Annotated in this window: 18 protein-coding genes; 14 read left to right on the plus strand and 4 right to left on the minus strand. The window is 73.4% G+C overall.

Annotated features, from left to right (window positions below):
- Positions 1–778: 778 nt before the first annotated feature.
- Together ABTY20_RS16330 and ABTY20_RS16335 are read left to right on the plus strand one after the other, a co-directional pair.
- Positions 779–1,069: a hypothetical protein gene (locus ABTY20_RS16330; RefSeq protein WP_351997674.1), complete on the plus strand. Its 291-nt coding sequence runs from the start codon at positions 779–781 to the stop codon at positions 1,067–1,069.
- 455 nt (positions 1,070–1,524) lie between these two features.
- Entirely contained in the window at positions 1,525–1,671 is a 147-nt protein-coding gene (locus ABTY20_RS16335; RefSeq protein WP_351997675.1) for a hypothetical protein, read from the plus strand.
- 54 nt (positions 1,672–1,725) lie between these two features.
- On the opposite strand, the gene ABTY20_RS16340 is transcribed toward ABTY20_RS16335, so the two are convergent.
- Positions 1,726–2,430, minus strand: coding sequence for an N-acetylmuramoyl-L-alanine amidase (locus ABTY20_RS16340; RefSeq protein WP_351997676.1), 705 nt, complete (start codon positions 2,428–2,430; stop codon positions 1,726–1,728).
- 60 nt (positions 2,431–2,490) lie between these two features.
- Here ABTY20_RS16340 and mnmA point away from each other — a divergent pair, with 60 nt between their 5' ends.
- Positions 2,491–3,621 carry a tRNA 2-thiouridine(34) synthase MnmA gene (gene mnmA, locus ABTY20_RS16345; RefSeq protein ID WP_351997677.1) on the plus strand — a complete coding sequence of 377 codons (1,131 nt, stop codon included), beginning with the start codon at positions 2,491–2,493 and terminating at the stop codon, positions 3,619–3,621.
- Between the two features lie 30 nt (positions 3,622–3,651).
- Here the strand turns inward: mnmA and ABTY20_RS16350 are convergent, their stop codons facing one another.
- Together ABTY20_RS16350 and ABTY20_RS16355 are read right to left on the minus strand one after the other, a co-directional pair.
- A complete protein-coding gene (locus ABTY20_RS16350; protein WP_351997678.1) occupies positions 3,652–4,431 on the minus strand; it encodes an alpha/beta fold hydrolase in 780 nt (259 codons plus the stop codon).
- An 80-nt stretch (positions 4,432–4,511) separates the two neighbouring features.
- Entirely contained in the window at positions 4,512–4,829 is a 318-nt protein-coding gene (locus tag ABTY20_RS16355) for a DUF427 domain-containing protein (protein WP_351997711.1), read from the minus strand.
- Positions 4,830–4,922: 93 nt separating this feature from the next.
- Between ABTY20_RS16355 and ABTY20_RS16360 the strand changes: the two genes are divergently transcribed.
- From ABTY20_RS16360 to gatB, 9 genes are all read left to right on the plus strand, one after another.
- Positions 4,923–5,462 carry an LOG family protein gene (locus ABTY20_RS16360; protein ID WP_351997679.1) on the plus strand — a complete coding sequence of 180 codons (540 nt, stop codon included), beginning with the start codon at positions 4,923–4,925 and terminating at the stop codon, positions 5,460–5,462.
- A gap of 18 nt (positions 5,463–5,480) precedes the next feature.
- On the plus strand, positions 5,481–6,179 hold the full coding sequence (locus ABTY20_RS16365; protein ID WP_351997680.1) for an SDR family oxidoreductase: 699 nt from the start codon (positions 5,481–5,483) through the stop codon (positions 6,177–6,179).
- A gap of 186 nt (positions 6,180–6,365) precedes the next feature.
- The gene (locus ABTY20_RS16370; protein ID WP_351997681.1) at positions 6,366–7,367 is read left to right on the plus strand and encodes a methionine synthase; all 1,002 of its coding nucleotides are present in this window, start codon (positions 6,366–6,368) and stop codon (positions 7,365–7,367) included.
- Positions 7,368–7,381: 14 nt separating this feature from the next.
- Positions 7,382–9,577 carry an NAD-dependent DNA ligase LigA gene (ligA, locus tag ABTY20_RS16375; protein ID WP_351997682.1) on the plus strand — a complete coding sequence of 732 codons (2,196 nt, stop codon included), beginning with the start codon at positions 7,382–7,384 and terminating at the stop codon, positions 9,575–9,577.
- A gap of 260 nt (positions 9,578–9,837) precedes the next feature.
- The gene (locus ABTY20_RS16380) at positions 9,838–12,051 is read left to right on the plus strand and encodes a putative bifunctional diguanylate cyclase/phosphodiesterase (protein ID WP_351997683.1); all 2,214 of its coding nucleotides are present in this window, start codon (positions 9,838–9,840) and stop codon (positions 12,049–12,051) included.
- A gap of 350 nt (positions 12,052–12,401) precedes the next feature.
- Positions 12,402–12,698: an Asp-tRNA(Asn)/Glu-tRNA(Gln) amidotransferase subunit GatC gene (gatC, locus tag ABTY20_RS16385; protein WP_076093923.1), complete on the plus strand. Its 297-nt coding sequence runs from the start codon at positions 12,402–12,404 to the stop codon at positions 12,696–12,698.
- 6 nt (positions 12,699–12,704) lie between these two features.
- A complete protein-coding gene (gene gatA / locus ABTY20_RS16390) occupies positions 12,705–14,201 on the plus strand; it encodes an Asp-tRNA(Asn)/Glu-tRNA(Gln) amidotransferase subunit GatA (protein WP_351997684.1) in 1,497 nt (498 codons plus the stop codon).
- The gene (locus ABTY20_RS16395) at positions 14,198–14,437 is read left to right on the plus strand and encodes a hypothetical protein (protein WP_030188427.1); all 240 of its coding nucleotides are present in this window, start codon (positions 14,198–14,200) and stop codon (positions 14,435–14,437) included. The genes gatA and ABTY20_RS16395 overlap by 4 nt, the downstream gene beginning before the upstream one ends.
- A 15-nt stretch (positions 14,438–14,452) precedes the next feature.
- Positions 14,453–15,967: an Asp-tRNA(Asn)/Glu-tRNA(Gln) amidotransferase subunit GatB gene (gene gatB, locus ABTY20_RS16400; RefSeq protein WP_351997685.1), complete on the plus strand. Its 1,515-nt coding sequence runs from the start codon at positions 14,453–14,455 to the stop codon at positions 15,965–15,967.
- 66 nt (positions 15,968–16,033) lie between these two features.
- On the opposite strand, the gene ABTY20_RS16405 is transcribed toward gatB, so the two are convergent.
- Positions 16,034–16,837, minus strand: coding sequence for an SAM-dependent methyltransferase (locus ABTY20_RS16405; RefSeq protein WP_351997686.1), 804 nt, complete (start codon positions 16,835–16,837; stop codon positions 16,034–16,036).
- Between the two features lie 502 nt (positions 16,838–17,339).
- Between ABTY20_RS16405 and ABTY20_RS16410 the strand changes: the two genes are divergently transcribed.
- Together ABTY20_RS16410 and ABTY20_RS16415 are read left to right on the plus strand one after the other, a co-directional pair.
- On the plus strand, positions 17,340–19,586 hold the full coding sequence (locus tag ABTY20_RS16410) for an MMPL family transporter (RefSeq protein WP_351997687.1): 2,247 nt from the start codon (positions 17,340–17,342) through the stop codon (positions 19,584–19,586).
- 872 nt (positions 19,587–20,458) lie between these two features.
- A complete protein-coding gene (locus ABTY20_RS16415) occupies positions 20,459–23,509 on the plus strand; it encodes a helix-turn-helix transcriptional regulator (protein ID WP_351997712.1) in 3,051 nt (1,016 codons plus the stop codon).
- Positions 23,510–23,523 lie beyond the last annotated feature (14 nt).

The raw sequence follows: 23,523 nt of genomic DNA on the forward strand, positions 1-23,523 counted from the left end.
CTCCGCCTTGCATCTGCACGCACCAAGCCCCGCTCGGGTCGGCCACGACGCACCGTCGGTCGCGGCCGACCTGATCCAAACGAGAGGCCCTAGGGCCTGTTGCGGAGGTGGATCCTGTTCGTCGGTGATCACGTCCTGTGGGACGCGGGGATCCGACGGGTGGCCGGTGGGCCCGGCTTGAGCCGTTGCTGCCCCGGGGCGTCGAGCCGGGCCGGCCGCAGGTGTGGACGCGGCGACAGTCTGATGGACGGCATACGGTGGCGGACCCGGACCGGTGCTCCGTGGCGGGACGTGCCCGAACGTCACGGGCCGTGAGGTCGGGTCCGTGGCCTGTTTCGGCGCCGGCGGCGGGACGGCACCCGGGCGCGAGGAACCGAGCGCCGCTACGTGGACGACCGTCGGCAAGCCAGACGAAGCGCCGACGGCGCTGCGGACCCCGGTGAGGAAGCAGCCATCGCATTCGTGGGCGCCGCGGACGCGCTCGGGCGTGCGGCCGCCCGTGGAACGATCAGCCCGGAACTCGCCCGGTCGACCATCACCACCGTGTTGCCCGGCCTTGTCGACGTCTCTGGCCCAAGGGATCGATGAACCGTTCCGGTGTGGCCGGAAGCACGGGGGAGACGCCGGGTCCTCGCGCGAACTGCCCGAGGTGGCTCCGGGTGCAAGATTCCAGCTTCCTGCAAGGTTCGCACAAGGTCGCACGAGCAAGGTTGACACGTCGAACAAAGCAGAGGGCTGGGCCTTCCGGGCTCAGACCTCGCCGAAGGAGGGAATACTGATGCGCTTCCGCGCGACCATCGCAGGACTCGCTCTCGGAACCACCGTCGGACTGGGTCTCATGTCGGCGCCCGCCCAGGCGGCTCCCACGGCTTCCTCGGGCACCGAGGGCACCGCGCACACGCAGAGTGCCCAGGCGAGCAAGCACTTCTACAGCAGCCACTGGACCCGGGCGGAGTGCCAGGCTCGGGGGAGCTACTGGATGAGCCTGAACCCCTCCTGGTGGGCGACGTGCGAGCCCGGCCTGGGCACTGACGGGAAGTTCAAGTACCACCTGTACATGTGGTACTAGGGCCTGTTGCGAGGGTGGATCCTGTTCGTCGGATCCCCACGTCCTGTGGGACGTGGGGATCCGACGGGTGGCCGGTGGGCCCGGCTTGAGGCGTTGCTGCCCCGGGGCGTCGAGCCGGGCCGGTGCTCCGTGGTGGGACGTGCCCGGACGTCATGGGTCGTGGGGCCGGGTCCGTGACCCGTTTCGGCGCCGGCGGCGGGGCGGTGCCTGGGCGAGGATCCTCACTCGGCTCCGGGCCGGGGCGGACGCGAAGGGTCTGATCGCCTGGGAGGCCGACGTCGGCTCCACCGTCTGCCGGGCCCACGGGCACGCCGCCGGAGCGGCGAAAAAGGGGGGACTTCCGGAAGGAGCCGTCCGGCGGGAGCTTCGTCGGGCCGGGTGACCACGGTCTCGGGCGCTCCCGCGGCGGACTGGCCGGCAGGGTCCACTGCGCGGTCGAGCAGGGTCGGGAACCCTTGTCCGTCGTGATCACGGCCGGTCTGCGGGGCGACTCCCCGCAGACCGGCTCGAGCGCCACCGGGCCGTGGCCACTCGGTATGACGAACCCGCCGTCCGCCACGAAGCGGCCCGTGCTGGTCGCAGCCCTCAACGAATGGCTGTGACCAGCACTTTCACGACAAACCCCGGTCCGTCGCCGGCCTCACGAGGCGATACACCTAGCCCGCCGTGGCCGACGGAGAGCCCGAAGGGCCGGTCCGGGACTGCTCCGTGCGGGCCCGGCGCACCAGCTTCATGTAGCGGTCCCAGTCCCAGTGCGGGCCCGGGTCGGTGTGGTCGGTGCCCGGGACCTCGACGTGACCGATGACGTGGTCGCGGTCGACGGGTATGTCGTAGCGGGCGCATATGCGGGCCGTGAGGCGGGCCGAGGCCTCGTACATCTCGTCCGTGAAGTCCTCGGGGCGGTCCACGAACCCCTCGTGCTCGATGCCGACGCTGCGCTCGTTGTAGTCGCGGTTGCCCGCGTGGTACGCCACGTCCAGTTCGCGGATCATCTGGGCGACACGGCCGTCCCGGCCCACGATGTAGTGCGAGGCGGCCTTGTGCTCCGGGTCCTGGAACGCCCGCACCGCACTGTCGAAGCTGCCCTGGGTGACGTGGACGACCACCATGTCGACGCCGAAGTCGTCCGGCCGGTCCGCGCGCCGCCAGTTGGCGTCCGAGGCCGCCACCCAGCGGGCGCCCGCGTAGTCGACGACGCCCTGTTCACGCGGTTTCTCGATCCCGGGCACGCGCCACCACAGCCGGGCCAGCTCGTCCCGCGCCAGCGCCGCCGTGCCCGCCGCTGCCGCCGCCCCGCCCACGATCAGGGCCCGCCGCCCGATGCGCCGGTCCCCGTCAGCTGATGCTTTTCGCGCCCCCATGTGATCGTCAACGGATACCCGGCGGCCGTGGTTCCCGTCCCCCCGTACCCTGGAGGGGTTATGACTGACACCCCGCAGCGCTCCCGCCCCCTCCGCGTCCTGGCCGCCATGTCCGGCGGAGTCGACTCCGCCGTCGCCGCCGCCCGCGCGGCCGAAGCGGGCCACGACGTGACCGGAGTCCACCTCGCGCTCTCCGCGAACCCGCAGTCGTTCCGTACCGGCGCGCGGGGCTGCTGCACCATCGAGGACTCGCGCGACGCCCGCCGCGCCGCCGACGTCATCGGCATCCCCTTCTACGTGTGGGACCTCGCCGACCGCTTCCGCGAGGACGTCGTCGAGGACTTCGTCGCCGAGTACGAGGCCGGCCGCACCCCCAACCCGTGCCTGCGCTGCAACGAGAAGATCAAGTTCGCCGCCCTGCTGGACAAGGCGCTGGCGCTCGGCTTCGACGCGGTCTGCACCGGCCACTACGCCCAGGTGATCCTGCGCGAGGACGGCACCCGCGAACTGCACCGCGCCTCCGACATGGCCAAGGACCAGAGCTACGTCCTCGGCGTGCTCGACGACCGCCAGCTCGCCCACGCCATGTTCCCCCTCGGCGACACGGTCACCACCAAGGAGGAGATCCGCGCGGAGGCCGAGCGCAGGGGACTGGCCGTCGCCAAGAAGCCCGACTCGCACGACATCTGCTTCATCGCCGACGGCGACACCCGGGGCTTCCTCGCCGGCCGCCTCGGCAGGGCCGAGGGCGACATCGTCGACGAGACCGGCACCAAGGTCGGCAGCCACGAGGGCGCGTACGGCTTCACCATCGGCCAGCGCAAGGGCCTGCGGATCGGCACCCCCGCCCCCGACGGCAAGCCCCGCTACGTCCTCGACATCTCCCCGGTGACCAACACCGTCACCGTCGGCCCCGCGGCGGCCCTCGACGTCACCGCCCTCACCGCGGTCAAGCCCCGCTGGTGCGGCGCCGCCCCCACCGGCCCCGGCACCTACACGGCCCAGCTGCGCGCCCACGGCGGCGAGACCGAGGTGACGGCGGAACTCGTCGACGGGGAACTCCGGGTGCGCTTCACCGAGCCGGTCCGCGGCGTCGCCCCCGGCCAGGCCGTCGTCCTGTACGACGGCACCCGCGTGGTCGGTTCGGCGACGATCGCGTCCACCGTGCGGGCGACGGCCGGCGTGGCCTGAGGCGCTCCCCCCAGGATCCCGGCAGGACGCTCACCGCGTGAAGAACTCCGCCAGGACCGGGGCCAGGACGTCCGGTTCGACCATGTGGGTCTGGCCCTCCAGGGTGCGGTACGTGCCCCGGGGGACCGACTCCGCGATCGCCCGCGCGGCCTCGCGCATCCACGCCGGGCTCGCGTCGCCCGCGATCGACAGCACCGGCACCCGGATCGACGCCAGCAGTTCGCGCGGGACGCTCCCGTCGCCCATCACGGCGTCGTCGTACGCGAGGCTCGGCGCGATCGACTCCATCCCGGCCCACATCGGCGACTGCCGCGCGCCCCGGATGATCTCCTCACCCAGCCCGGTCAGCCGCAGGAAGAGCTCCACCGCGTCCCCGCGCCGCCCCTCGGCGAGCGCCGCCGTCAGCCGCTCGGTGTAGCGCGCGCGTTCCCCGAGGTCCTCCTCGGACATCGCGTACGGCGTCTCGTACACGGCGACGTGGCGCACCGGCAGTCCGCTCGCCGCCGCCCTGAGCGCCAGCGCGCCGCCCGAGGAGACGCCGTACAGCGCGGCCCGGCCCCCCACCGCCTCGATCAGCGCCGCCAGGTCCTCGACCTCGCGCTCCACCGCGTACGGCGCCGTGTCCCCGCTCCCGCCCCGGCCCCGGCGGTCGTACACGACCACCCGGAACCGCTCCGCGAGGGGCGCCGCCAGCGGCGCCACCGTGGCGCCCGTCGACATCGCGCCGCTGACCAGAACGATCGTGGCACCCCGCCCGGCGCTCTCGTACGCCAGCACGGTGCCGTCACGCGAAGAGATGTTCTTGTCCATGTCACACCAGACTGCCGCACGAGGCGGCGATCATCGGTGAGGCGGGCGGCGCGTCCGCCGATCACGACCCTTCTACGCGATCAGCCGGCTTCCGCCTCGTAGAAGCAGAGGTGGTCCTTGATCCGCGCGACCTCCGGCTTCGGCTCCGGGTACGCCCAGGCCAGATCCGCCGCGTCCGGCAGCGACCAGTAGGACGCGGTGCCCTTGAAGGGACAGCGGGTGTGCGTCCGGGAGGGCGTCAGCAGGTCGAGCCGTACGTCCGCCGGCGGGATGTAGTACCGGTCCGGGCAGCCCGTCTCGTGCAGCACCAGCGCCCGGTCGCTCTCCGCCAGCACCTGCCCGTCGCGCACCACGCGCACGTGCCGGTCGCAGTCCTCGATGGTGATGCGGTGGCCCATGGTCACGATCGTCCCTCCTCGGGTGGCCGGTTCCCCGGGTACAGCGCACCCCGGAGCGGACTTCTTCCCGGCGGGGGCCCGTACTGTGGGGCCGTGAACATCTGTGTCTTCCTCTCCGCCGCCGACCTCGACGAACGCTACACACGCCCCGCCCGGGAGTTCGGGCGCCTGCTCGGCAAGGGCGGTCACACGCTCGTGTGGGGCGGTTCGGACACCGGCCTGATGAAGGTGGTCGCCGACGGTGCGCAGGAGGCGGGCGGCCGGCTCTGCGGCGTCTCCGTGGAGTTCCTCGCGGCGAAGGCACGCGACGGCGTCGACGAGATGGTGATCGCGGGCGACCTCGCCGAGCGCAAGCGGCTGCTGCTGGAGAAGGCCGACGCGGTCGTCATCATGGTCGGCGGCACCGGCACCCTCGACGAGGCGACCGAGATCCTGGAGCTGAAGAAGCACGGGCACACCGAGAAGCCGGTGGTCCTGCTCAACACCGCGGGCTTCTACGACGGCCTCAAGGAGCAGTTCCGCCGCATGGAGGACGAGGGCTTCCTGCCCCGCCCGCTGACCGACCTGGTGTTCTTCGCCGAGGAGCCGGTGGGCGCGCTGGCCTACCTGGAGGAGAGCCTGGGCGTGGAGTGAGCGCCCGGTGATGCGAGCATGGCGGGCATGGCTACACATGTGATCACCGGAGCGGGCTCCGGCATCGGCGCGGCCGTCGCCCGCCGTCTGCACGCGCGCGGGGACGAACTCGTCCTGCACGCGCGCGACGCGGGCCGGGCCAAGGAACTGGCGGCCGCCTTCCCCGGCGCCCGCACCCTCGTCGGCGACCTGGCGGACCCGGACAAGCTCTCCTGGGCCTTCTCCCACCAGTCGCTCCCGGACCGGGTGGACTCCCTCCTGCACATCGCCGGCGTGGTCGACCTCGGCCCGGTCGGCGAGCTGACCCCGAAGACCTGGCGGCACCAGCTCAACGTCAACCTGATCGCCCCCGCCGAGCTGACCCGCCACTTCCTGCCCCAGCTCCGCGCGAGCCGGGGCCATGTGATCTTCGTCAACTCCGGCGCCGGCCTGAGCGCCCACGCCGACTGGTCCGCCTACGCCGCCTCCAAGCACGGTCTCAAGGCCCTCGCCGACTCCCTGCGCCACGAGGAGCACGCGGGCGGGGTGCGCGTCACCTCGGTCTACCCCGGCCGCACGGCCAGCCCGATGCAGGCCAAGGTCCACCAGCAGGAGGGCAAGGAGTACGACCCGGCCAGGTGGATCGACCCCGAGTCGGTCGCCACGACGATCGTGACGGCCCTGGACCTGCCGGCCGACGCGGAGATCAACGACCTGACGGTCCGACCGGGACGGTAGTCGCTCCGTCCGCACCTTCCCCCCGTCCGCGCCCTCCCGCCCGTCCGGCACCGTCCAGCACCTCCGGCACCCTTCGGCCCCTCCGGCGTTCGAGGAGCGGGGGGCCCGGGGGCAGCGCCCCCGGGGGACGGGAAGGGGCGGCGGGGGCGGACCACCTCCGGCCCCACCCCTGCGTACGCTTCACCCGTGAACGACAACCTTCGCTTCGGCCCCGCCACCGGCATCGGCTCCATGCCGGGCGGCGACGCCCGCGAGGCGGCCAAGGCCGTCACCGGCAGCTTCGAGTCCTTCCCGCACCTCCCCGAGCTCCCCGCCCGCGGCCCCGGCGCGGACATGATCGGCCGCACCGCCGGCCTGCTCGTCGAGCTGTACGCCCGCGTCGAGCCCAGCGGCTGGCGCCTCGGCGACCGCCCGGGCCGCGACACCAGGCGCGCCCGCTCCTGGCTCGGCGAGGACCTCGACGCGCTGGAGGAGTTCACCCAGGAGTACCGCGGGCCGCTGAAGGTCCAGGCGGTCGGCCCGTGGACGCTCGCCGCCGCCCTGGAGCTGCGCAACGGCGAGGCCGCCCTCTCCGACCCCGGCGCCTGCCGCGACCTCGCCGCCTCCCTCGCCGAGGGACTGCGCCTCCACCTCGCCGAGGTCCGGCGGCGCGTCCCCGGCGCCCGACTCGTCCTGCAGCTCGACGAGCCCTCCCTCACCGCCGTACTGCGCGGACAGGTGCGGACCGCCAGCGGCTACCGCACCCACCGCGCGGTGGACCGGCAGATCGTGGAGGCCACGCTGCGGGACGTCGTCGGGGCGCACGACGACGGGCCCGTCGTGGTCCACTCGTGCGCACCGGACGTCCCGTTCGCCCTGCTGCGCCGGGCGGGCGTGGCGGCGGTCTCCTTCGACTTCTCCCTCCTCACCGAGCGTGACGACGAGGCGATCGGGGAAGCCGTGGAGAGCGGGACCCGGCTGTTCGCCGGTGTCGTCCCGGGCACGGACGCGGCGTTGTCGGACCCGGGCGGTAGCGTCATGGGGGTCAGGACGCTCTGGCGCAGGCTGGGATTGCGGCCGGGACTCCTCCCGGAGGCGGTCACGCTCACTCCGGCGTGCGGACTCGAGGGGGCTTCTCCTCAGTACGCGCGCAGGGCCCTCGCCCACTGCGTCCGGGCGGCGAGATCACTCGCGGACAACCCAGAGTAACGGGAGGACACACGGTGGCCGGCGACAAGCAAGCGGAGACGACGAGCGTGCCCGCCGAGGCGCGGGAGAAGCACGCCAGGCTCGCTGAGCAGATCGAGGAGCACCGCTTCCGGTACTACGTGAACGACGCCCCCGTCATCAGCGACGCCGACTTCGACCGGCTGCTGCGCGAGCTGGAGGCGCTGGAGGAGGAGCACCCGGGGCTGCGCACCCCGGATTCGCCCACCCAGAAGGTCGCCGGGGCGTACGAGACGGAGTTCACCTCCGTGCGGCACGTCTCGCGCATGCTCTCCCTCGACAACACGTTCAACGACGACGACCTCGCCGCCTGGGCCGAGCGCATCCGCAAGGAGCTGGGCGAGCAGACGTTCCACTTCCTGTGCGAGCTGAAGGTCGACGGCCTCGCCGTCAACCTCACCTACGAGAAGGGCCGGCTCGTCCGCGCGGCGACCCGCGGCGACGGCCGCACCGGCGAGGACATCACGCCCAACGTGCGCACCATCGCCGAGATCCCGGACCGGCTGAAGGGCGACGAGGTCCCCGACCTGGTGGAGATCCGCGGCGAGGTCTACTTCCCGATGGAGAAGTTCCAGGAGCTCAACGCGCGGCTGAACGCGGCCGGCGACAAACCGTTCGCCAACCCGCGCAACGCGGCGGCCGGTTCGCTGCGCCAGAAGGACCCCCGGGTCACCGCCACCCGCCCGCTGCACATGGTCGTCCACGGCATCGGCGTCCTGGAGGGCTACCGGGGCATGACCCGCCTGTCCCAGGGCTACGACCTGCTGAAGAAGTGGGGCCTGCCCACCTCCGAGCACAACAGGGTGGTCGACGACCTCGCGGGCGTGCGGGAGTTCATCGCGCACTACGGCGAGAACCGGCACTCCGTGGCGCACGAGATCGACGGCGTCGTCGTCAAGCTCGACGAGATCCCGCTCCAGGGCCGCCTCGGCACCACCTCGCGCGCCCCGCGCTGGGCCATCGCGTACAAGTACGCGCCCGAGGAGGTCAACACCAAGCTGATCGACATCCGGGTGGGCGTGGGCCGTACGGGCAGGGTCACGCCGTACGCCCAGGTCGAACCGGTCCACGTGGCCGGCTCCGAGGTGGAGTTCGCCACGCTCCACAACCAGGACGTGGTCAAGGCCAAGGGCGTCCTCATCGGCGACACGGTGGTGCTGCGCAAGGCCGGTGACGTGATCCCCGAGATCCTCGGCCCGGTCGCCGACCTGCGGGACGGCAGCGAGCGGGAGTTCGTGATGCCGGCCGAGTGCCCGGAGTGCGGGACGCCGCTGAAGGCGATGAAGGAGGGCGACGTCGACCTGCGCTGCCCCAACGCCCGCACCTGCCCCGCCCAGTTGCGGGAGCGGCTGTTCTACCTCGCCGGGCGCAAGGCGCTGGACATCGAGCACTTCGGCTACGTCGCCGCGGCGGCGCTGACCCGGCCGCTGGAGCCGGGGGAGCCGCCGCTGAAGGACGAGGGGGACCTGTTCGACCTCACCATCGACCGGTTGCTGCCCATCAAGGCGTACGTCCTCGACCAGGACAGCGGGCTTCCCAAGCGGGACCCGAAGACCGGCGAGGAGAAGATCGCCACCGTCTTCGCCAATCAGGAGGGCGAGCCGAGGAAGAACGCGGTCGCGATGCTGGCGAACATCGCGGCGGCCAAGGAGCGTCCGCTGGCGCGCGTGCTGACCGGCCTGTCGATCCGTCACGTCGGTCCGGTGGCGGCGGAGGCACTGGCCCGCGAGTTCCGCTCCGTCGACCGCATCGAGCAGGCCACCGAGAAGGAGCTGGCGGAGACCGCGGGGGTCGGCGGCATCATCGCCGCCTCCGTGAAGGAGTGGTTCGCCGAGGACTGGCACCGGGAGATCATCCGCAAGTGGAAGGCGGCCGGTGTCCGCATGGAGGACGAGGGGTCCGGGGAGGACGAGGGGCCCCGCCCGCTGGAAGGGCTCACCGTGGTGGTGACCGGAACGCTGGAGAACCACACCCGGGACGGCGCGAAGGAGGCGCTGCAGGCCCGGGGGGCGAAGGTGACCGGATCCGTCTCCAAGAAGACGTCGTTCGTCGTGGTGGGTGACAACCCGGGGACGAAATACGACAAGGCGATGCAGCTCAAGGTTCCGGTTCTGGACGAGGACGGCTTCGGCGTCCTGCTCGAACAAGGCCCGGAGGCCGCGGCGGAGGTCGCTCTTTCGGCCGAGGAATAGCGGTTGAAGACCGCCCGATCGGCGCATACCAGATGCATACGGGTGGCCGGGGCGCATTCGGGCAACCGTCGACGACCGGTGCCCGTACGGGTCTTCCGCGGCCTACTGTGGGGAGGTGCGCCTGCCGTGCCCAGCTGCGGTCGGGGCAACCCCGTACTCGTCAGGGGTCCGGGGTAAGGGCTTTCCACCGCGGAGCCGCTGAGAGTCGTCGGGCATCGGGCCGCGTGGCGTGGGCACCGCCGGCTGGGAGAGGGACGGGAATGGAACCGACCGAGAGCGCCGCCCCGGGCTCACGGCCGCGCCCGCGCCGCATGGCGGTCGCAGGACGGCGCGGACGTGAGGGCGGGCGGCCCGCGGGGCGGCCGGGCGCGACGGGGCGCGCCGGTGCGCGCGCTGCGGACGCGCGCGGCCCCGGGCTGTCCGAGGCGGACGCCGAACGGCACCCGTCCTGGCCCGCGTTGCCCACGGCGGTCGTCGCCGCGGCCGCTTTCGTGCTCGGCGCCGGTGTCCTGCGGGCCTTCACCGCGGGACGCGCGCTCTTCCCGTCCGGCACCGTCGGCTGGTCCCTGGCCGTGCTGACCGGAATCGTCGTCGGCCACCTGGTGATGCTGGGCCGCTCCCGCTGGTGGGGCGGCACGGGGTCCGGCGCCGCCCTCACCCTCGCCGTGCTGCTGCTCTACGGCTGGCTCCCGGCCGGGATGGTCAGCCTGACCGTCGTCGTGCTGGTCGGCGTGGCCCGGCGGGGCCGCTGGCGGCAGGGCGTGCTGCACGGCGCGGTCGATCTGCTCGGCATCGGCGCCGGGGCGCTGGTGCTGGCCGCGTTCGGCTCCGTGCCGTCCGTCGAGTCGCCGTCGACCCCGGACACCTGGACGCCCTACACCGCCCCGGGGGTGGTGCTGGTCGCCGCGGTCTACCTCGCGGTCACCCGCGGCCTGCTGTGGTACCTGCACACCCCGCGCGCCGGACTGCCCACCGTGGCCCGCACCGCCCTGGTCCGCCAGGGACTCGTCGCGGTCGCCCTGCTCGGCATAGCGCCCCTGGTGTGCGTGGTCGCCGTCGCCGAGCCGGTGCTGCTGCCGCTCTTCTCCATTCCGCTGATCGCCCTGGACTCCACCCTGTGGATAGCCCGCGCGCGGGCCGAGGAGCAGCTGCGCGATCCGCTGACCGGACTGCCCAACCGGCAGTGGCTGCTGGAGCGCATCTGGACCGCGCTGGACGACGCGGAGCGGATCGGTGCCCGCGCGGCGCTCGTGCTGATCGACCTGGACCGGTTCCGGTCGGTCAACGACACCCTCGGCCACCTCGCCGGCGACCGGCTGCTGCTGCAGACGGCCGACCGGCTGAGAGCGGCTCTGCCGCGCGGGGCGGAGGCCGCGCGACTCGGCGGTGACGAGTTCGCCGTCTTACTGCCCGTCACCGACTCCACGACGTCCGCGACCCGGATCGCCCGCGGTCTCGTCGCCGCCCTCGGCTCCCCGCTCGACCTCGACGGGCTCACCCTCGTCCTGGAGGCGAGTGCGGGGGTCGCCGTCTTCCCCGACCACGCCGAGGACGCGGAGGGGCTGCTGCGGCGGGCGGACGTGGCGATGTACCAGGCCAAGCGGGACCGTACGGGGGTCGAGGCGTACGAGTCCAAGCGGGACTCCAACACCCCCGACCGGCTGGGGCTGCTGGGTGACCTGCGGCGGGCGCTGGACGCCCGTGAGGTCGAGCTGCACTACCAGCCCAAGGTCCGCTTCGACGGGCAGGTCGCGGGGCTGGAGGCGCTGGTGCGGTGGGTGCACCCGGAGCGGGGGAGGGTGCCGCCGGACGAGTTCATAGCGATCGCCGAGTCGTCCGGGCTGATGCCGCACCTCACCGAGTACGTGCTGGAGACCGCGCTGGAGCAGGTCGCGCGGTGGCGCGCCCAGGGGCTGTTCGTGCCGGTCGCCGTCAACGTGTCGCCGCGCGACGTCCACACGCCCGGCTTCGCGGGCTCCGTGGCGGCGCGGCTGGCCCGGCACGGGGTGCCGGCGGGGGCGCTGCAGCTGGAGATCACCGAGCACGTGCTGCTCGAGGACCCGCAGCGGGCCGCCGACACGCTGAACGCGCTGACCGGCCACGGGGTGAAGATGTCGCTGGACGACTTCGGGACGGGGTACTCGTCGCTGGTGCACCTGCGGCGGCTGCCGGTCAGCGAGCTGAAGATCGACCGGTCGTTCGTGGCCCGGCTGGCCGTGGACACCGAGGACGCGGAGATCGTGCGCTGCACCATCGACCTGGCGCATTCGCTGGGGCTGCTCGTCGTCGCCGAGGGCGTGGAGGACGACGAGACGTGGGAGCGGCTGCGCGACCTGCGCTGCGACGCGGTCCAGGGCTGGCTGGTCGCCGCGGCGATGCCGCCCGAGGAGATGACGGCCTGGCTGCTGGCCCGCGGCTCCCGGGGCTGGGTGCGGGCCGCCGCGGCACTGCCCGCCGCGGCGGCCGACGAGTGACCTGACCGCCCCGCGGCCGGCGGGTACGCCGTCCCGTACGGGCCGCCCGCGCCGAGGCGTGGTTCCCGCCGTGCGCGGCCCTCGCACCGCTCGGCGACACGCTCGTCGTACTGCGCCACGGGGCGAGAGGGCCGTGGCCCACGGCGTCCGCTGCGCCGGCGCGGTCGGCGCCCCGGCCGGCGCCGGCCCGCTCCCCGCGGTCCGGGCGGGTCCCCGGGGCGCGCGACACCGGGGAGCGGCCCCGCGGGAACCGTTTAACGGCCAGGGGGCCCGGCCCCATAGGATTGGGCCAAACCGACTTGCCCAAGCCGATTTGTTCCAACCACACACTCACCCCAGAGGATCGCTGCATGCCTGGCATCACGCGCGAGGAGGTCGCCCACCTCGCCCGGCTGGCGCGTCTGGAGCTGAAGCCCGAAGAGCTCGACCACTTCGCGGGCCAGCTGGACGACATCATCGGCGCGGTCGCCCGCGTCAGCGAGGTCGCCGACCAAGACGTACCGCCGACCTCGCACCCGCTCCCGCTGACCAACGTCATGCGCACGGACGAGGTCCGTCCCTCGCTCACCCCCGAGCAGGCGCTCTCCGGCGCCCCGGCCCAGGAGCAGCAGCGTTTCAAGGTGCCGCAGATCCTGGGGGAGGAGTAACCCGCCATGAGCGATCACATCATCAGGCTCACCGCCGCCGAGACCGCCGAGAAGATCGCCTCCGGCGAGTTCACGGCCGTGGAGGTCACCGAGGCGCACCTGGCCCGGATCGAGGCCGTCGACGAGAAGGTCCACGCCTTCCTGTACGTCGACCGCGAGGGCGCCCTCGCCCAGGCGCGCGCCGTCGACGAGAAGCGGGCCCGCGGCGAGAAGCTCGGCCCGCTGGCCGGCGTCCCGCTCGCGCTCAAGGACATCTTCACCACCGAGGGGATCCCGACCACCGTCGGTTCCAAGATCCTCGAGGGCTGGATCCCGCCGTACGACGCGACGCTCACCAAGCGGCTCAAGGCCGCCGACGTCGTCATCCTCGGCAAGACCAACATGGACGAGTTCGCCATGGGGTCCAGCACCGAGAACAGCGCCTACGGACCGACCGGCAACCCGTGGGACCTCACCAGGATCCCGGGAGGCTCCGGTGGCGGTTCGTCCGCCGCGCTCGCCTCCTTCCAGGCGCCGCTCGCCATCGGCACCGACACCGGCGGGTCCATCCGCCAGCCGGCCGCCGTCACCGGCACCGTCGGCGTCAAGCCGACCTACGGCTCCGTCTCCCGGTACGGCATGGTCGCCTTCTCCAGCTCCCTCGACCAGGGCGGCCCCTGCGCCCGCACGGTCCTGGACGCGGCCCTGCTGCACGAGGTGATCGCCGGGCACGACCCGATGGACTCCACCTCCATCGACGCCCCGGTCCCGCCGGTCGTCGAGGCCGCCCGCAACGGCAGCGTCGCCGGCCTGCGCGTCGGCGTCGTCAAGCAGTTCCGCGGCGAGGGCTACCAGGCCGGCGTCGTCCAGCGGTTCGACGAGTCCGTCGAGCTGCTGAAGGGGCTGGGAGCCGAGATCGTCGAGCTGGACTGCCCGTCCTTCGACCTCGCGCTCTCCGCGTACTACCTGATCGCGCCCTCCGAGTGCTCCTCCAACCTCGCCCGCTTCGACGGCCTGCGCTACGGCCTGCGGACCGGCGACGACGGCACGCGCTCCGCCGAGGAGGTCACCTCGCTGACCCGCGAGGCCGGCTTCGGCGACGAGGTCAAGCGCCGCATCATGCTCGGCACGTACGCGCTCAGCTCCGGCTACTACGACGCGTACTACGGCAGCGCCCAGAAGGTCCGCACCCTCATCAAGCAGGAGTTCGAGCGGGCCTTCGAGCAGGTCGACGTGATCGTCTCCCCGACGACCCCGACCACCGCCTTCCCGATCGGCGAGCGCGCCGACGACCCGATGGCGATGTACCTCGCCGACCTGTGCACCATCCCCACCAACCTGGCCGGCAACGCGGCCATGTCGCTGCCCTGCGGTCTCGCGCCCGAGGACAACCTGCCGGTGGGACTGCAGATCATCGCCCCCGCCATGAAGGACGACCGGCTCTACAGGGTCGGTGCCGCCGTCGAGGCCGCCTTCGTGGAAAAGTGGGGCCACCCGCTGATCGAGGAGGCACCGTCGCTGTGAGCGCACTGTCCAAGGCCAAGGGCTTCAAGAAGTCCAAGTCCGGTCTGTACGTCTCCATGGCCACCTCGGCGTTCGGCGCCGTCGGTGTGTACAAGCAGATCAAGAAGGCGCGTGGCGAGAGCGACACGCTGCGGCTGCTCGACGCCGTCGTCACCGGAGCCGCGGTCGTCACCAACCTCGCCATCCTCTACCGCGAGCTGAAGCGCCTCGGCGACGACGACGTCCTGCTGGGCTGAGAGGGAAGTTTCACCGTGACCACCACGACCGACCTGGTGTCGTACGAGGACGCACTCGCGTCGTACGACCCCGTCATGGGCCTCGAGGTCCATGTCGAACTCGGCACCCGCACCAAGATGTTCTGCGGCTGCTCGACGGCGCTCGGCGCCGACCCGAACACCCAGACCTGCCCCGTCTGCCTCGGCATGCCCGGCGCGCTCCCGGTCGTCAACGCGACCGGCGTCGAGTCGGCGATCAAGATCGGTCTCGCGCTGAACTGCGAGATCGCCGAGTGGTGCCGCTTCGCCCGGAAGAACTACTTCTATCCGGACATGCCGAAGAACTTCCAGACCTCCCAGTACGACGAGCCGATCGCCTTCGACGGCTACCTCGACGTGCAGCTGGAGGACGGCGAGACCTTCCGCGTCCAGATCGAGCGCGCCCACATGGAGGAGGACACCGGCAAGTCGACGCACGTCGGCGGCGCCACCGGCCGCATCCACGGCGCGTCCCACTCGCTGCTGGACTACAACCGCGCCGGCATCCCGCTGATCGAGATCGTCACCAAGCCGATCGAGGGAGCGGGCGAGCGCGCCCCCGAGGTCGCGCGGGCGTACGTCCGTGAGCTGCGCGAGCTCATCCGGGCGCTCGGCGTGTCCGAGGCCCGCATGGAGATGGGGCAGATGCGCTGCGACGTCAACCTGTCGCTACGCCCCCACGGCACCGAGACGTTCGGCACCCGCTCGGAGACGAAGAACGTCAACTCGCTGCGGTCCGTGGAGCGCGCGGCCCGCTTCGAGATCCAGCGGCACGCCGCGGTGCTGAGCGGCGGCGGCACGATCGTCCAGGAGACCCGCCACTTCCACGAGGACACGGGGTCCACGACCTCGGGCCGCGTGAAGGAGGAGGCCGAGGACTACCGGTACTTCCCGGAGCCCGACCTGGTGCCGGTCGCCCCGTCCCGCGAGTGGGTCGAGGAGATCCGTTCCGGCCTGCCCGAGCTGCCGCTGGTGCGCCGCAACCGGCTCCGCGAGGAGTGGGGGATCTCCGCCACCGACATGCAGTCCATCCTCAACGCCGGTGCGCTGGACCCGATCGTCGCCACGATCGACGCCGGCGCCGACGCGGCCTCCGCCCGCAAGTGGTGGATGGGCGAGCTGGCCCGCGCCGCCAACGAGTCCGGCAGGGCGCTGGACGAGCTGGCGATCACCCCGGAGCAGGTGGCCCGGGTGGCCGAGCTGGTCGTCAAGGGCGATCTGAACGACAAGCTGGCCCGCCAGGTCATCGAGGGCGTGCTCGCCGGTGAGGGCACCCCGGACGAGGTGGTCGACAAGCGCGGTCTGAAGGTCGTCTCCGACGAGGGCGCCCTGGGCGCCGCCGTCGACGAGGCCATCGCCGGCAACCCGGGCGTCGCGGACAAGATCCGCGGTGGCAAGGTGGCCGCGGCCGGCGCCCTGGTCGGCGCGGTCATGAAGGCCACGCGCGGACAGGCGGACGCGGCCCGCGTCAAGGAGCTGATCCTGCAGAAGCTGGGCGTCGCCGAGGGCTGACCGCCGAAGCGTGCGGGAGGGGGCGCATCGGATCCGATGCGCCCCCTCACCCATGCGGTCACGCGGTCACGGGCGGCGGCCCACCACGCGTGCGAAGCCCAGCGTGCGACCCCGGTCCGCGCGCAGCATCTCCGCGCACTCCCGGCTCATCCGCACGTGGAACTCCTCCGTGCTCTCCTCGGCGACGACGTCGCACCAGAGCAGCCACTCCCGCCAGCCGTCCTCCAGCCAGTCGGCCGTCTCGACCTCCACGGCCCCGCTGCGGGTCCAGTGGCGGCGCCACCAGGCGGGGCTGTGGAAGCACCAGAAGGCGGGTTCCCAGAAGGGCTTCAGGTGCTCCGGCGGCTCGCTCCCCCCGATCTCCCCGGTCAGGGACGGGACGACGACCCCGATCCGTCCGCCGGGCCTCAGCAGCCGGGCCAGCGTCGGCAGGTAGAGGTCGTCGGTGCCGAAGTACTGGTACGCGTCGACGGAGACGATCGCGTCGAAGCCCTCCTCCCCGAAGGGCAGGTCGTGCGCCTCGGCGCGGACCGGGAACACCCGGTCGGCGACGCCCGCCCGCGCGATGCGGCGCGCGTTGTCGTCCGGCTCGATCCACAGGTCGGCCGCGGTGACCTGGACGTCGTACTCCCGGGCGAGGAAGACGGACGTCATGGCGCGTCCACAGCCCAGGTCGAGCACGCGGGCGCCGGGGCGCAGGGCGTCGAGGCCGAGGGCCGGGGCGAGCCACTCCAGCAGCCACAGCGCGTGCGGGCCCATCTGGTTGTCGACGGCCCAGCGGGCGTCGTAGGCGCCGCTGCGGGGGTAACGGGGCAGGGCGATGCGGTTAGCGAGGTCGTCGTGCGGGGTGTTCGGTGTGATGTCCGACATCGGTGAACGGGCTCCTCGGGGCCGTGAAGGGGGAAGGGGTCGCGTCGGAGATCAGGCGGACAAGCATCAAAGCACCTGCTTCGGCCGGCGGCTGACTGCCGCGGAACGTCGGACCGACGGACGCTAGCAGTCCGCCCTCCCACCCCGCATCCGGGTTTCCCGGCGCCGGGCGCCACGCTCCCGCGCCATGAACGGACGTGCCGATGCCGAACCGATTCCGCAGACCCGTGCCGACGGCGCCCCGGGGAGGCGCGCCGGGCTCCCGGGGGAGGTCCCGCAGGGCGCTGTGGCTGCTGATCGCGGGGCTCACGGCCATGGCGCCGGGGGGCCGGTTCGACCGAGGAGTCGCAGGAATGTGAATTAGTACACGAAAGCGACAAACGATCATTCATGCCTGCAAGAGTGGTCACTGCATTGCTCATGCGTTCTTTGCGGGCTGTTCGGTTCACGCGCGACTGCTCCCGGCCAAAGATCCACACCGAGTCACCACGGGAGCACATTCGTGGCAGCCCTCGCACGCTGGTGTGTCCAACGCCGTCTGATCACCGTTCTGCTCTGGCTCCTCGCCCTCGGCGGGGTCTCCGCCGGCGCCCTCGCCGCCGGCTCCGCCTACTCGAACGACTACCAGGTGCCCGGCACCGAGTCCGGGCGGGCCACCCAGCTGCTGCAGGAGGGCTTCCCGGACCTCAGCGGCGACAGCGACACCGTGGTCTGGCACACCACGTCCGGCAGCGTCCGGGACCCCGGCGTCGAACAGGCCATGACCCGCACCCTGGACCGGATCGGGGACCTGCCCGGGGTGACCGCCGTGAGCGGCCCGTACGACGACCGGGGCGCCGGAAGGGTCAGCGCGGACGGCCGCACCGCCTACGCCACGGTCACCTTCGACGACCAGGCCAAGGACATCGACGCGGGCGAGGCCGCCGCCGTGGTGAGGACGGCCCAGGCCGCTCAGACCGACGGGCTCCAAGTCGAGCTGAGCGGCAGCGCCGTCGAGCTCGGCGAGTCCCCCGGCGGGCACACCGCCGAGATCGTCGGCGTGCTGGTCGCCGCCGTCGTCCTGTTCCTCGCCTTCGGCTCGCCCGCCGCCGCGCTGCTGCCCATCGCCACCGCCCTGGTCGGCGTCGGCACCGCCTACGCCGGCATCGTGCTGCTCGGGCACCTCATGACCGTCGCCGACTTCGCCCCCATGCTCGGCATGCTCATCGGGCTCGGCGTCGGCATCGACTACGCGCTGTTCATCGTGACCCGGCACCGGCGCGGACTGAAGCGCGGCCTCACCGTCCCCGAGGCCGCCGCCAACGCCGTCGCCACCACCGGACGGGCGGTCGTCTTCGCGGGCGCCACCGTGTGCATAGCCCTGCTGGGCATGCTGATCCTCCGGCTGAACTTCCTCAACGGCGTCGCCATAGCGGCCGCGCTCACCGTCGTCCTGACCGTCGCCGCCTCCGTCACCCTGCTGCCCGCACTGCTGTCGCTCATCGGCATGCGCGCGCTCAGCCGCCGGGAACGGCGCCGGCTCGCCGAGCACGGGCCCGAGCCGGAGGTGCCGACCGGGTTCGCCGCCCGCTGGTCGGCGTTCGTGGAGCGCCACCCCAAGCTGCTCGGCGCGGTCGCCGTCGTCGTCATGGCCGTCCTCGCGCTGCCCACCCTCTCCCTCCACCTGGGCACCTCCGACCAGGGCAACGACCCCGAGGCGTCCACCACCCGCCAGGCCTACGACCTCCTCGCCGACGGCTTCGGCCCCGGTGTGAACGGCCCGCTCACCCTCGTCGGCCAGGTCGACGGCGCCGAGGACCGGCTCGCCCTGGACAACCTCGACGCCGCCCTGCGCGGGACCGAGGGCGTCGCGTCGGTGTCGCCCGTGACCTACGGGGCGGGCGGCGACACCGCGTACCTCACCGTCGTACCGGAGACGTCCCCGCAGTCGAAGCAGACCAGCGACCTGGTCGACCGGCTGCGCGAGGACGTGCTGCCGCGGGCCGAGTCGGGCACCTCGCTCGACGTGCACGTCGGCGGCGTGACGGCCGGGTACGACGACTTCGCCGACGTCATCGTCGACAAGCTGCCCCTCTTCGTCGGCGTCGTGATCGGCCTGGGCTGCCTGCTGCTCCTGCTCGCCTTCCGGTCCCTCGCCATCCCGCTGAAGGCCGCCGCGATGAACGTGGCCGCCGTCGCCGCCGCCTTCGGCGTCGTGGTCGCGATCTTCCAGTGGGGCTGGGGCAGCGAGCTGCTCGGCCTCGGCCGGGCGGGACCCATCGAGCCCTTCCTGCCCGTGATCATGGTCTCCGTCCTCTTCGGGCTCTCCATGGACTACCAGGTCTTCCTGGTGAGCCGGATGTACGAGGAGTGGCTGGAGACCGGCGACAACCGGCGCGCCGTCCGCGTCGGCCTCGCGGAGACCGGCCGGGTGATCAACTCCGCCGCCGTGATCATGATCTCGGTCTTCCTGGCCTTCGTCCTCACCGGCGACCGCGTGATCGCCATGTTCGGCATCGCGCTCGCCGCGGCCGTCGCCCTCGACGCCTTCGTGCTGCGCACCCTGCTCGTCCCCGCCCTGATGCACCTGCTCGGCGGCGCCAACTGGTGGCTGCCGCGCTCGCTGGACCGGCTCCTGCCCCGGATCAGCATCGAGCCGCCCGAGGCCCGGGCCGCCCACGAGAGGCTGGCCGCCGCCACGGACGCCGGGGTGGCGGACGTGCTGGCCGAGGAGGAGCGGCAGCGGGACGTACGCGGTACGACCGGGTGACGACGGAGCCGAGCCGCGCCCCCTCGGACCCCGGCACGCCGAGGGGCTCCCGGCCCGTCCGGACCGGGGCCGGGAGTTCGCCGACCGGTGCGCCCCCGCCGGCGCCGCGCCCGGCGCCCGCGGGGCGTCCCCGCCGGCTGGAGCCCGCCACCGGGTCGAGCGGGCCGCGGCGGCCGGCCATGCGCCGGGCCTCGACACCGTCCGCCGGCCCGACGTGACGAGGGCCGTCCCCCCCGGTGCCGGACAGGGCGCCGCCGCGGTCGTCCCCGCGCGTGCACCGACGTGCTCCCGGACCTGCCCGCGACCGGCCGGGCCGAGGGCTTAGGGGATCCGGGGGCCGGTGACCCGCACTAAGCGCGGTCTAAGGTCCCGCGCCCGCCGAAGATACGGAACCCTCCCGATGCGGCCGGGCGGCCCCGGGGACGAAGGTGGAGGCATCGCGGAAGGCGATGACCGACACCGACTCCTCCGGGGGGACCACACCATGTTCGAGTACGCACTCCACCGGCTCCGTCACGACGAGCTCCTCCGCGGCGCGGAGCACGAGCGCCGGGTCCGGGAGGCACTGCGGCCGCGTGGGGCCGCACGCCGGGAAGCCGCCGCACGGGGCACCGGGGCCGAAAGCCATACCACCCGCTTCGCACGGGCCGCATGAGCCCGACGCGACCGGCAGCCGCGCGGGGGCCGGCCGCGTGCCGCGTCAGCCGCGGACGGTCGTGCCTCCCCCGTGCCTGTGAAGGGCCTGGGAGGTGCCCTCCCGGGCGGCACGGCGGGCGCGCCGCCCTCCCACGGGCGCCGGGCCGCGGGACCACCCGTGCCACGGACTCCCGGGAGGGAGGAAAAACGGTGACCCGTTGTCGAAGGGGCATGCGATGCTCAAGGGCGTGGAGACCAAGTCCGTCAGCCCCGTGTTCGTGGGCCGCAGCACCGAGCTCGACACGCTGAACACCGCGCTCGCCCGGGCCGTCACCGAACCCCAGGCGCTGCTGGTCGGCGGTGAGGCGGGGGTGGGGAAGACCCGCCTGGTGGAGGAGTTCGCCGCCGCCGCCCGCCGCCGCGGCGCGATCGTCGCCCTCGGCGGCTGCGTCGAGATCGGCGCCGACGGACTGCCGTTCGCCCCCTTCTCCACCGCCCTGCGCCAGCTCCGCCGCGAACTGCCGGAGCAACTCGCCGCCGCCGCCTCCGGGCAGGAGGAGGAGCTCGCCCGCCTGCTGCCCGAGATCGGCACCGCCGCCGCACGCGAGGCCCGCCGCGACGAGCAGGGCATGGCCCGTCTCTTCGAGCTCACCGCACGCCTGCTGGAGCGCGTCGCCGCCGAGCGGACCGTCGTCCTCGCCCTGGAGGACCTGCACTGGGCGGACGCCTCCACCCGCCACCTGCTCGCCTACCTGTTCCGCACCCTGCGCACCGGCCGCCTCGTCGTCCTCGCCACCTACCGCTCCGACGACATCCACCGCCGTCACCCGCTGCGCCCCCTCCTCGCCGAACTCGACCGGCTCCGCGCGGTCCAGCGCGTCGAACTCGGCCGCTTCAACCGCGACGAGGTCCACCGGCAGATCGCCGGCATCCTCCGCCGCGAACCCGACCCCGACCGCGTCGACGACATCTTCGAACGCTCCGACGGCAACGCCTTCTTCGTCGAGGAACTCGCCGTCGCCGCCGACGAGGGCTGCTGCACCGGCCTCACCGACTCCCTGCGCGACCTCCTCCTGGTCCGCGTCGAGGCCCTCCCGGAGAGCGCCCAGCAGGTCGCCCGGATCGTCGCCGAGGGCGGCTCCACCGTCGAGGACCGGCTGCTGGCCGCCGTCGCCCGGCTCACCGAGGACGACCTCATCGAGGCCCTGCGCGCCGGGGTCAACGCCAGCATCCTCACCCCCGCGCCCGACCGCGAGGGCTACCGCTTCCGCCACTCCCTGGTCCGCGAGGCCGTCAGCGACGACCTGCTGCCCGGCGAACGCTCCCGCCTCAACCGCCGCTACGCCGAGGCCCTGGAGGCCGACCCCACCCTCGTCCCCGCCGACGAGCGGGTGACCCGCCTGGCCAGCTACTGGTACCACGCCCACGACGCGGCCAAGGCCCTGCCCGCCGTCCTCGACGCCTCCGTCGAGGCCCGCCGACGCCACGCCTATTCCGAGCAACTGGGTCTGCTGGAGCGGGCGATGGAGCTGTGGGACGCCGTCCCCGACGCCGTACGGGCCACCCTGCGCCCGCTCGACCACGCCGAGGTCTACCCTCCCTGCGGCTGCGACCCCGGGACCACCCCGCTCCAGTACCTCGACCTGATGGCAGAGGCCGCCGTCGCCGGCCGCCTCTGCGGGGAACGCGAGCGCTCGATGAAGATCACCAAGCGGGCGCTGCGCCTCCTCGACGAGGACCCCGACCCGCTGCGCGCCGCCTGGTTCTGGGTGCAGCGCTCCCGGCTCACCCAGGCCCTCGCCCGCGGCGACGGCTGGGCCGAACTCGGCACCGCCCGCGACCTGGTGCGCGGACTGCCGCCCTCCGAGGTGCACGCCGAGGTCCTCGCCTCCGCCGCCAGCTGGTCGATGCTGCACGAACCCGGTCCGGACGCCATGGCCGCCGCCGAACGCGCCGTCGAGTACGCCCGCATGGTCGGCGCCCACGACATCGAGCTCAACGCCCGGCTCACCCTCGGCGGCCTCATGGTCGACGCCGGTGACATCGAGGCCGGGCTCGCCGAGATGTACGAGGTCAAGGACCGGGCGACCGAGCTGGGCGTGGACACGGTGGTCGCCCGTGCCCAGGTGAACCTCCCGTCCGTCCTCGAAGGCGTCGGCCGCTCCGAGGAGGCCGCCCGCCTCCTCGAGGAGGGCGTCCACGTCACCCGTAGGCTCGGGCTGCTGGACTCCGAGGGCTGGGTGTGGGGAAACCTCGCCGAGTCCCTCCACTCCCTCGGCCGCTGGGAGGAGGCCGCGCGGGCCGCGGCCAACGCGCGGCGCCTCGAGCAGAGCGCCAAGCAGCGCGCCGGCGGCTCGATGCGCCTGGCGTACCTCGCGTACGACCGGGGCGACACGGCCGAGGCGGCCCGCCGGCTCGCCGACGCCCGCACCGTCCTCGGCACCCACGACCCGATGCCGCAGTACGCCCTCCCCATGAAGTGGGTCGCCGTCGGCATCGCCGCCGCCGAGGGCCGCCTCCCCGACGCCCGCGCCGAGTTCCTCGCCGCCCTCGACACCGGCCTCCCGCCCGGCACCCAGCGCTACGGCTGGCCCCTGCTGATCGCCGCCGCCACCGCGGAGGCCGACGCCCACGGCGCCCCGGAGACCGGGCCCGGCCGCCCGGAGATCCTGGAACGGATCCGCGCGGCGGCCAGGACGCTGGCGACCGGGGTGCCCGTGTGGCAGGCCTACGACCTGTGGCTGCGCGCCGAGCTGCTGCGCGCCGAGGGCAGGACCGCGCCGGACGAGTGGTCCGCCGCCGTCGAGGCGGTGGAGCCCCTGGGACGGCCCTACGACCTCGCACGCGTCCGGTTCCGGCTGGCCGAGGCGCTGCTCGCGCGTGGCGGGGGCGACGACGAGCGCGCCCGCGCCACGGAACTGCTGCGGCTGGTGACCGCCGTCGCCGACCACCTCGGCGCCGCGCCGCTGGCCCGGTCCGCCGGCCTGCTGGCGCAGCGTGCCCGGCTCGCACTGGCCCCCGCGGGCCGCGACCGGCCCCCCGCCGATCCGGCCGACGCGCTCGGCCTCACCAGCCGGGAGCGCGACGTGCTGCGCCTGGTGGCCGCCGGCCACACCAACCGCCGTATCGCCGAGGAACTGTTCATCTCCCCGAAGACGGCCAGCGTCCACGTCTCCAACATCCTCGCCAAGCTGGGCGTCTCGGGGCGGGGCGAGGCGGCGGCGGTGGCGCACCGGCTGGATCTGTTCGCGGCGGGGACGGGCGAACGGGTGGCGGCGGGAGACTAGGCGGACGACCCGTT

It is taken from the genome of Streptomyces sp. NPDC126497 (genome assembly GCF_040302425.1).
In the GTDB taxonomy this organism is placed as follows: domain Bacteria; phylum Actinomycetota; class Actinomycetes; order Streptomycetales; family Streptomycetaceae; genus Streptomyces.

What these genes read in the sequence shown, in the direction of transcription:
- ABTY20_RS16380 (WP_351997683.1), top strand. Translation starts at nt 9,838, where the DNA reads ATGGAACCGACCGAGAGCGCCGCCCCGGGCTCACGGCCGCGCCCGCGC.
- ABTY20_RS16415 (WP_351997712.1), top strand. Translation starts at nt 20,459, where the DNA reads ATGCTCAAGGGCGTGGAGACCAAGTCCGTCAGCCCCGTGTTCGTGGGC.
- ABTY20_RS16330 (WP_351997674.1), top strand. Translation starts at nt 779, where the DNA reads ATGCGCTTCCGCGCGACCATCGCAGGACTCGCTCTCGGAACCACCGTC.
- mnmA (WP_351997677.1), top strand. Translation starts at nt 2,491, where the DNA reads ATGACTGACACCCCGCAGCGCTCCCGCCCCCTCCGCGTCCTGGCCGCC.
- ABTY20_RS16355 (WP_351997711.1), bottom strand. Translation starts at nt 4,829, where the DNA reads ATGGGCCACCGCATCACCATCGAGGACTGCGACCGGCACGTGCGCGTG.
- ABTY20_RS16365 (WP_351997680.1), top strand. Translation starts at nt 5,481, where the DNA reads ATGGCGGGCATGGCTACACATGTGATCACCGGAGCGGGCTCCGGCATC.
- ABTY20_RS16340 (WP_351997676.1), bottom strand. Translation starts at nt 2,430, where the DNA reads ATGGGGGCGCGAAAAGCATCAGCTGACGGGGACCGGCGCATCGGGCGG.
- gatA (WP_351997684.1), top strand. Translation starts at nt 12,705, where the DNA reads ATGAGCGATCACATCATCAGGCTCACCGCCGCCGAGACCGCCGAGAAG.
- ABTY20_RS16350 (WP_351997678.1), bottom strand. Translation starts at nt 4,431, where the DNA reads ATGGACAAGAACATCTCTTCGCGTGACGGCACCGTGCTGGCGTACGAG.
- gatC (WP_076093923.1), top strand. Translation starts at nt 12,402, where the DNA reads ATGCCTGGCATCACGCGCGAGGAGGTCGCCCACCTCGCCCGGCTGGCG.
- ABTY20_RS16405 (WP_351997686.1), bottom strand. Translation starts at nt 16,837, where the DNA reads ATGTCGGACATCACACCGAACACCCCGCACGACGACCTCGCTAACCGC.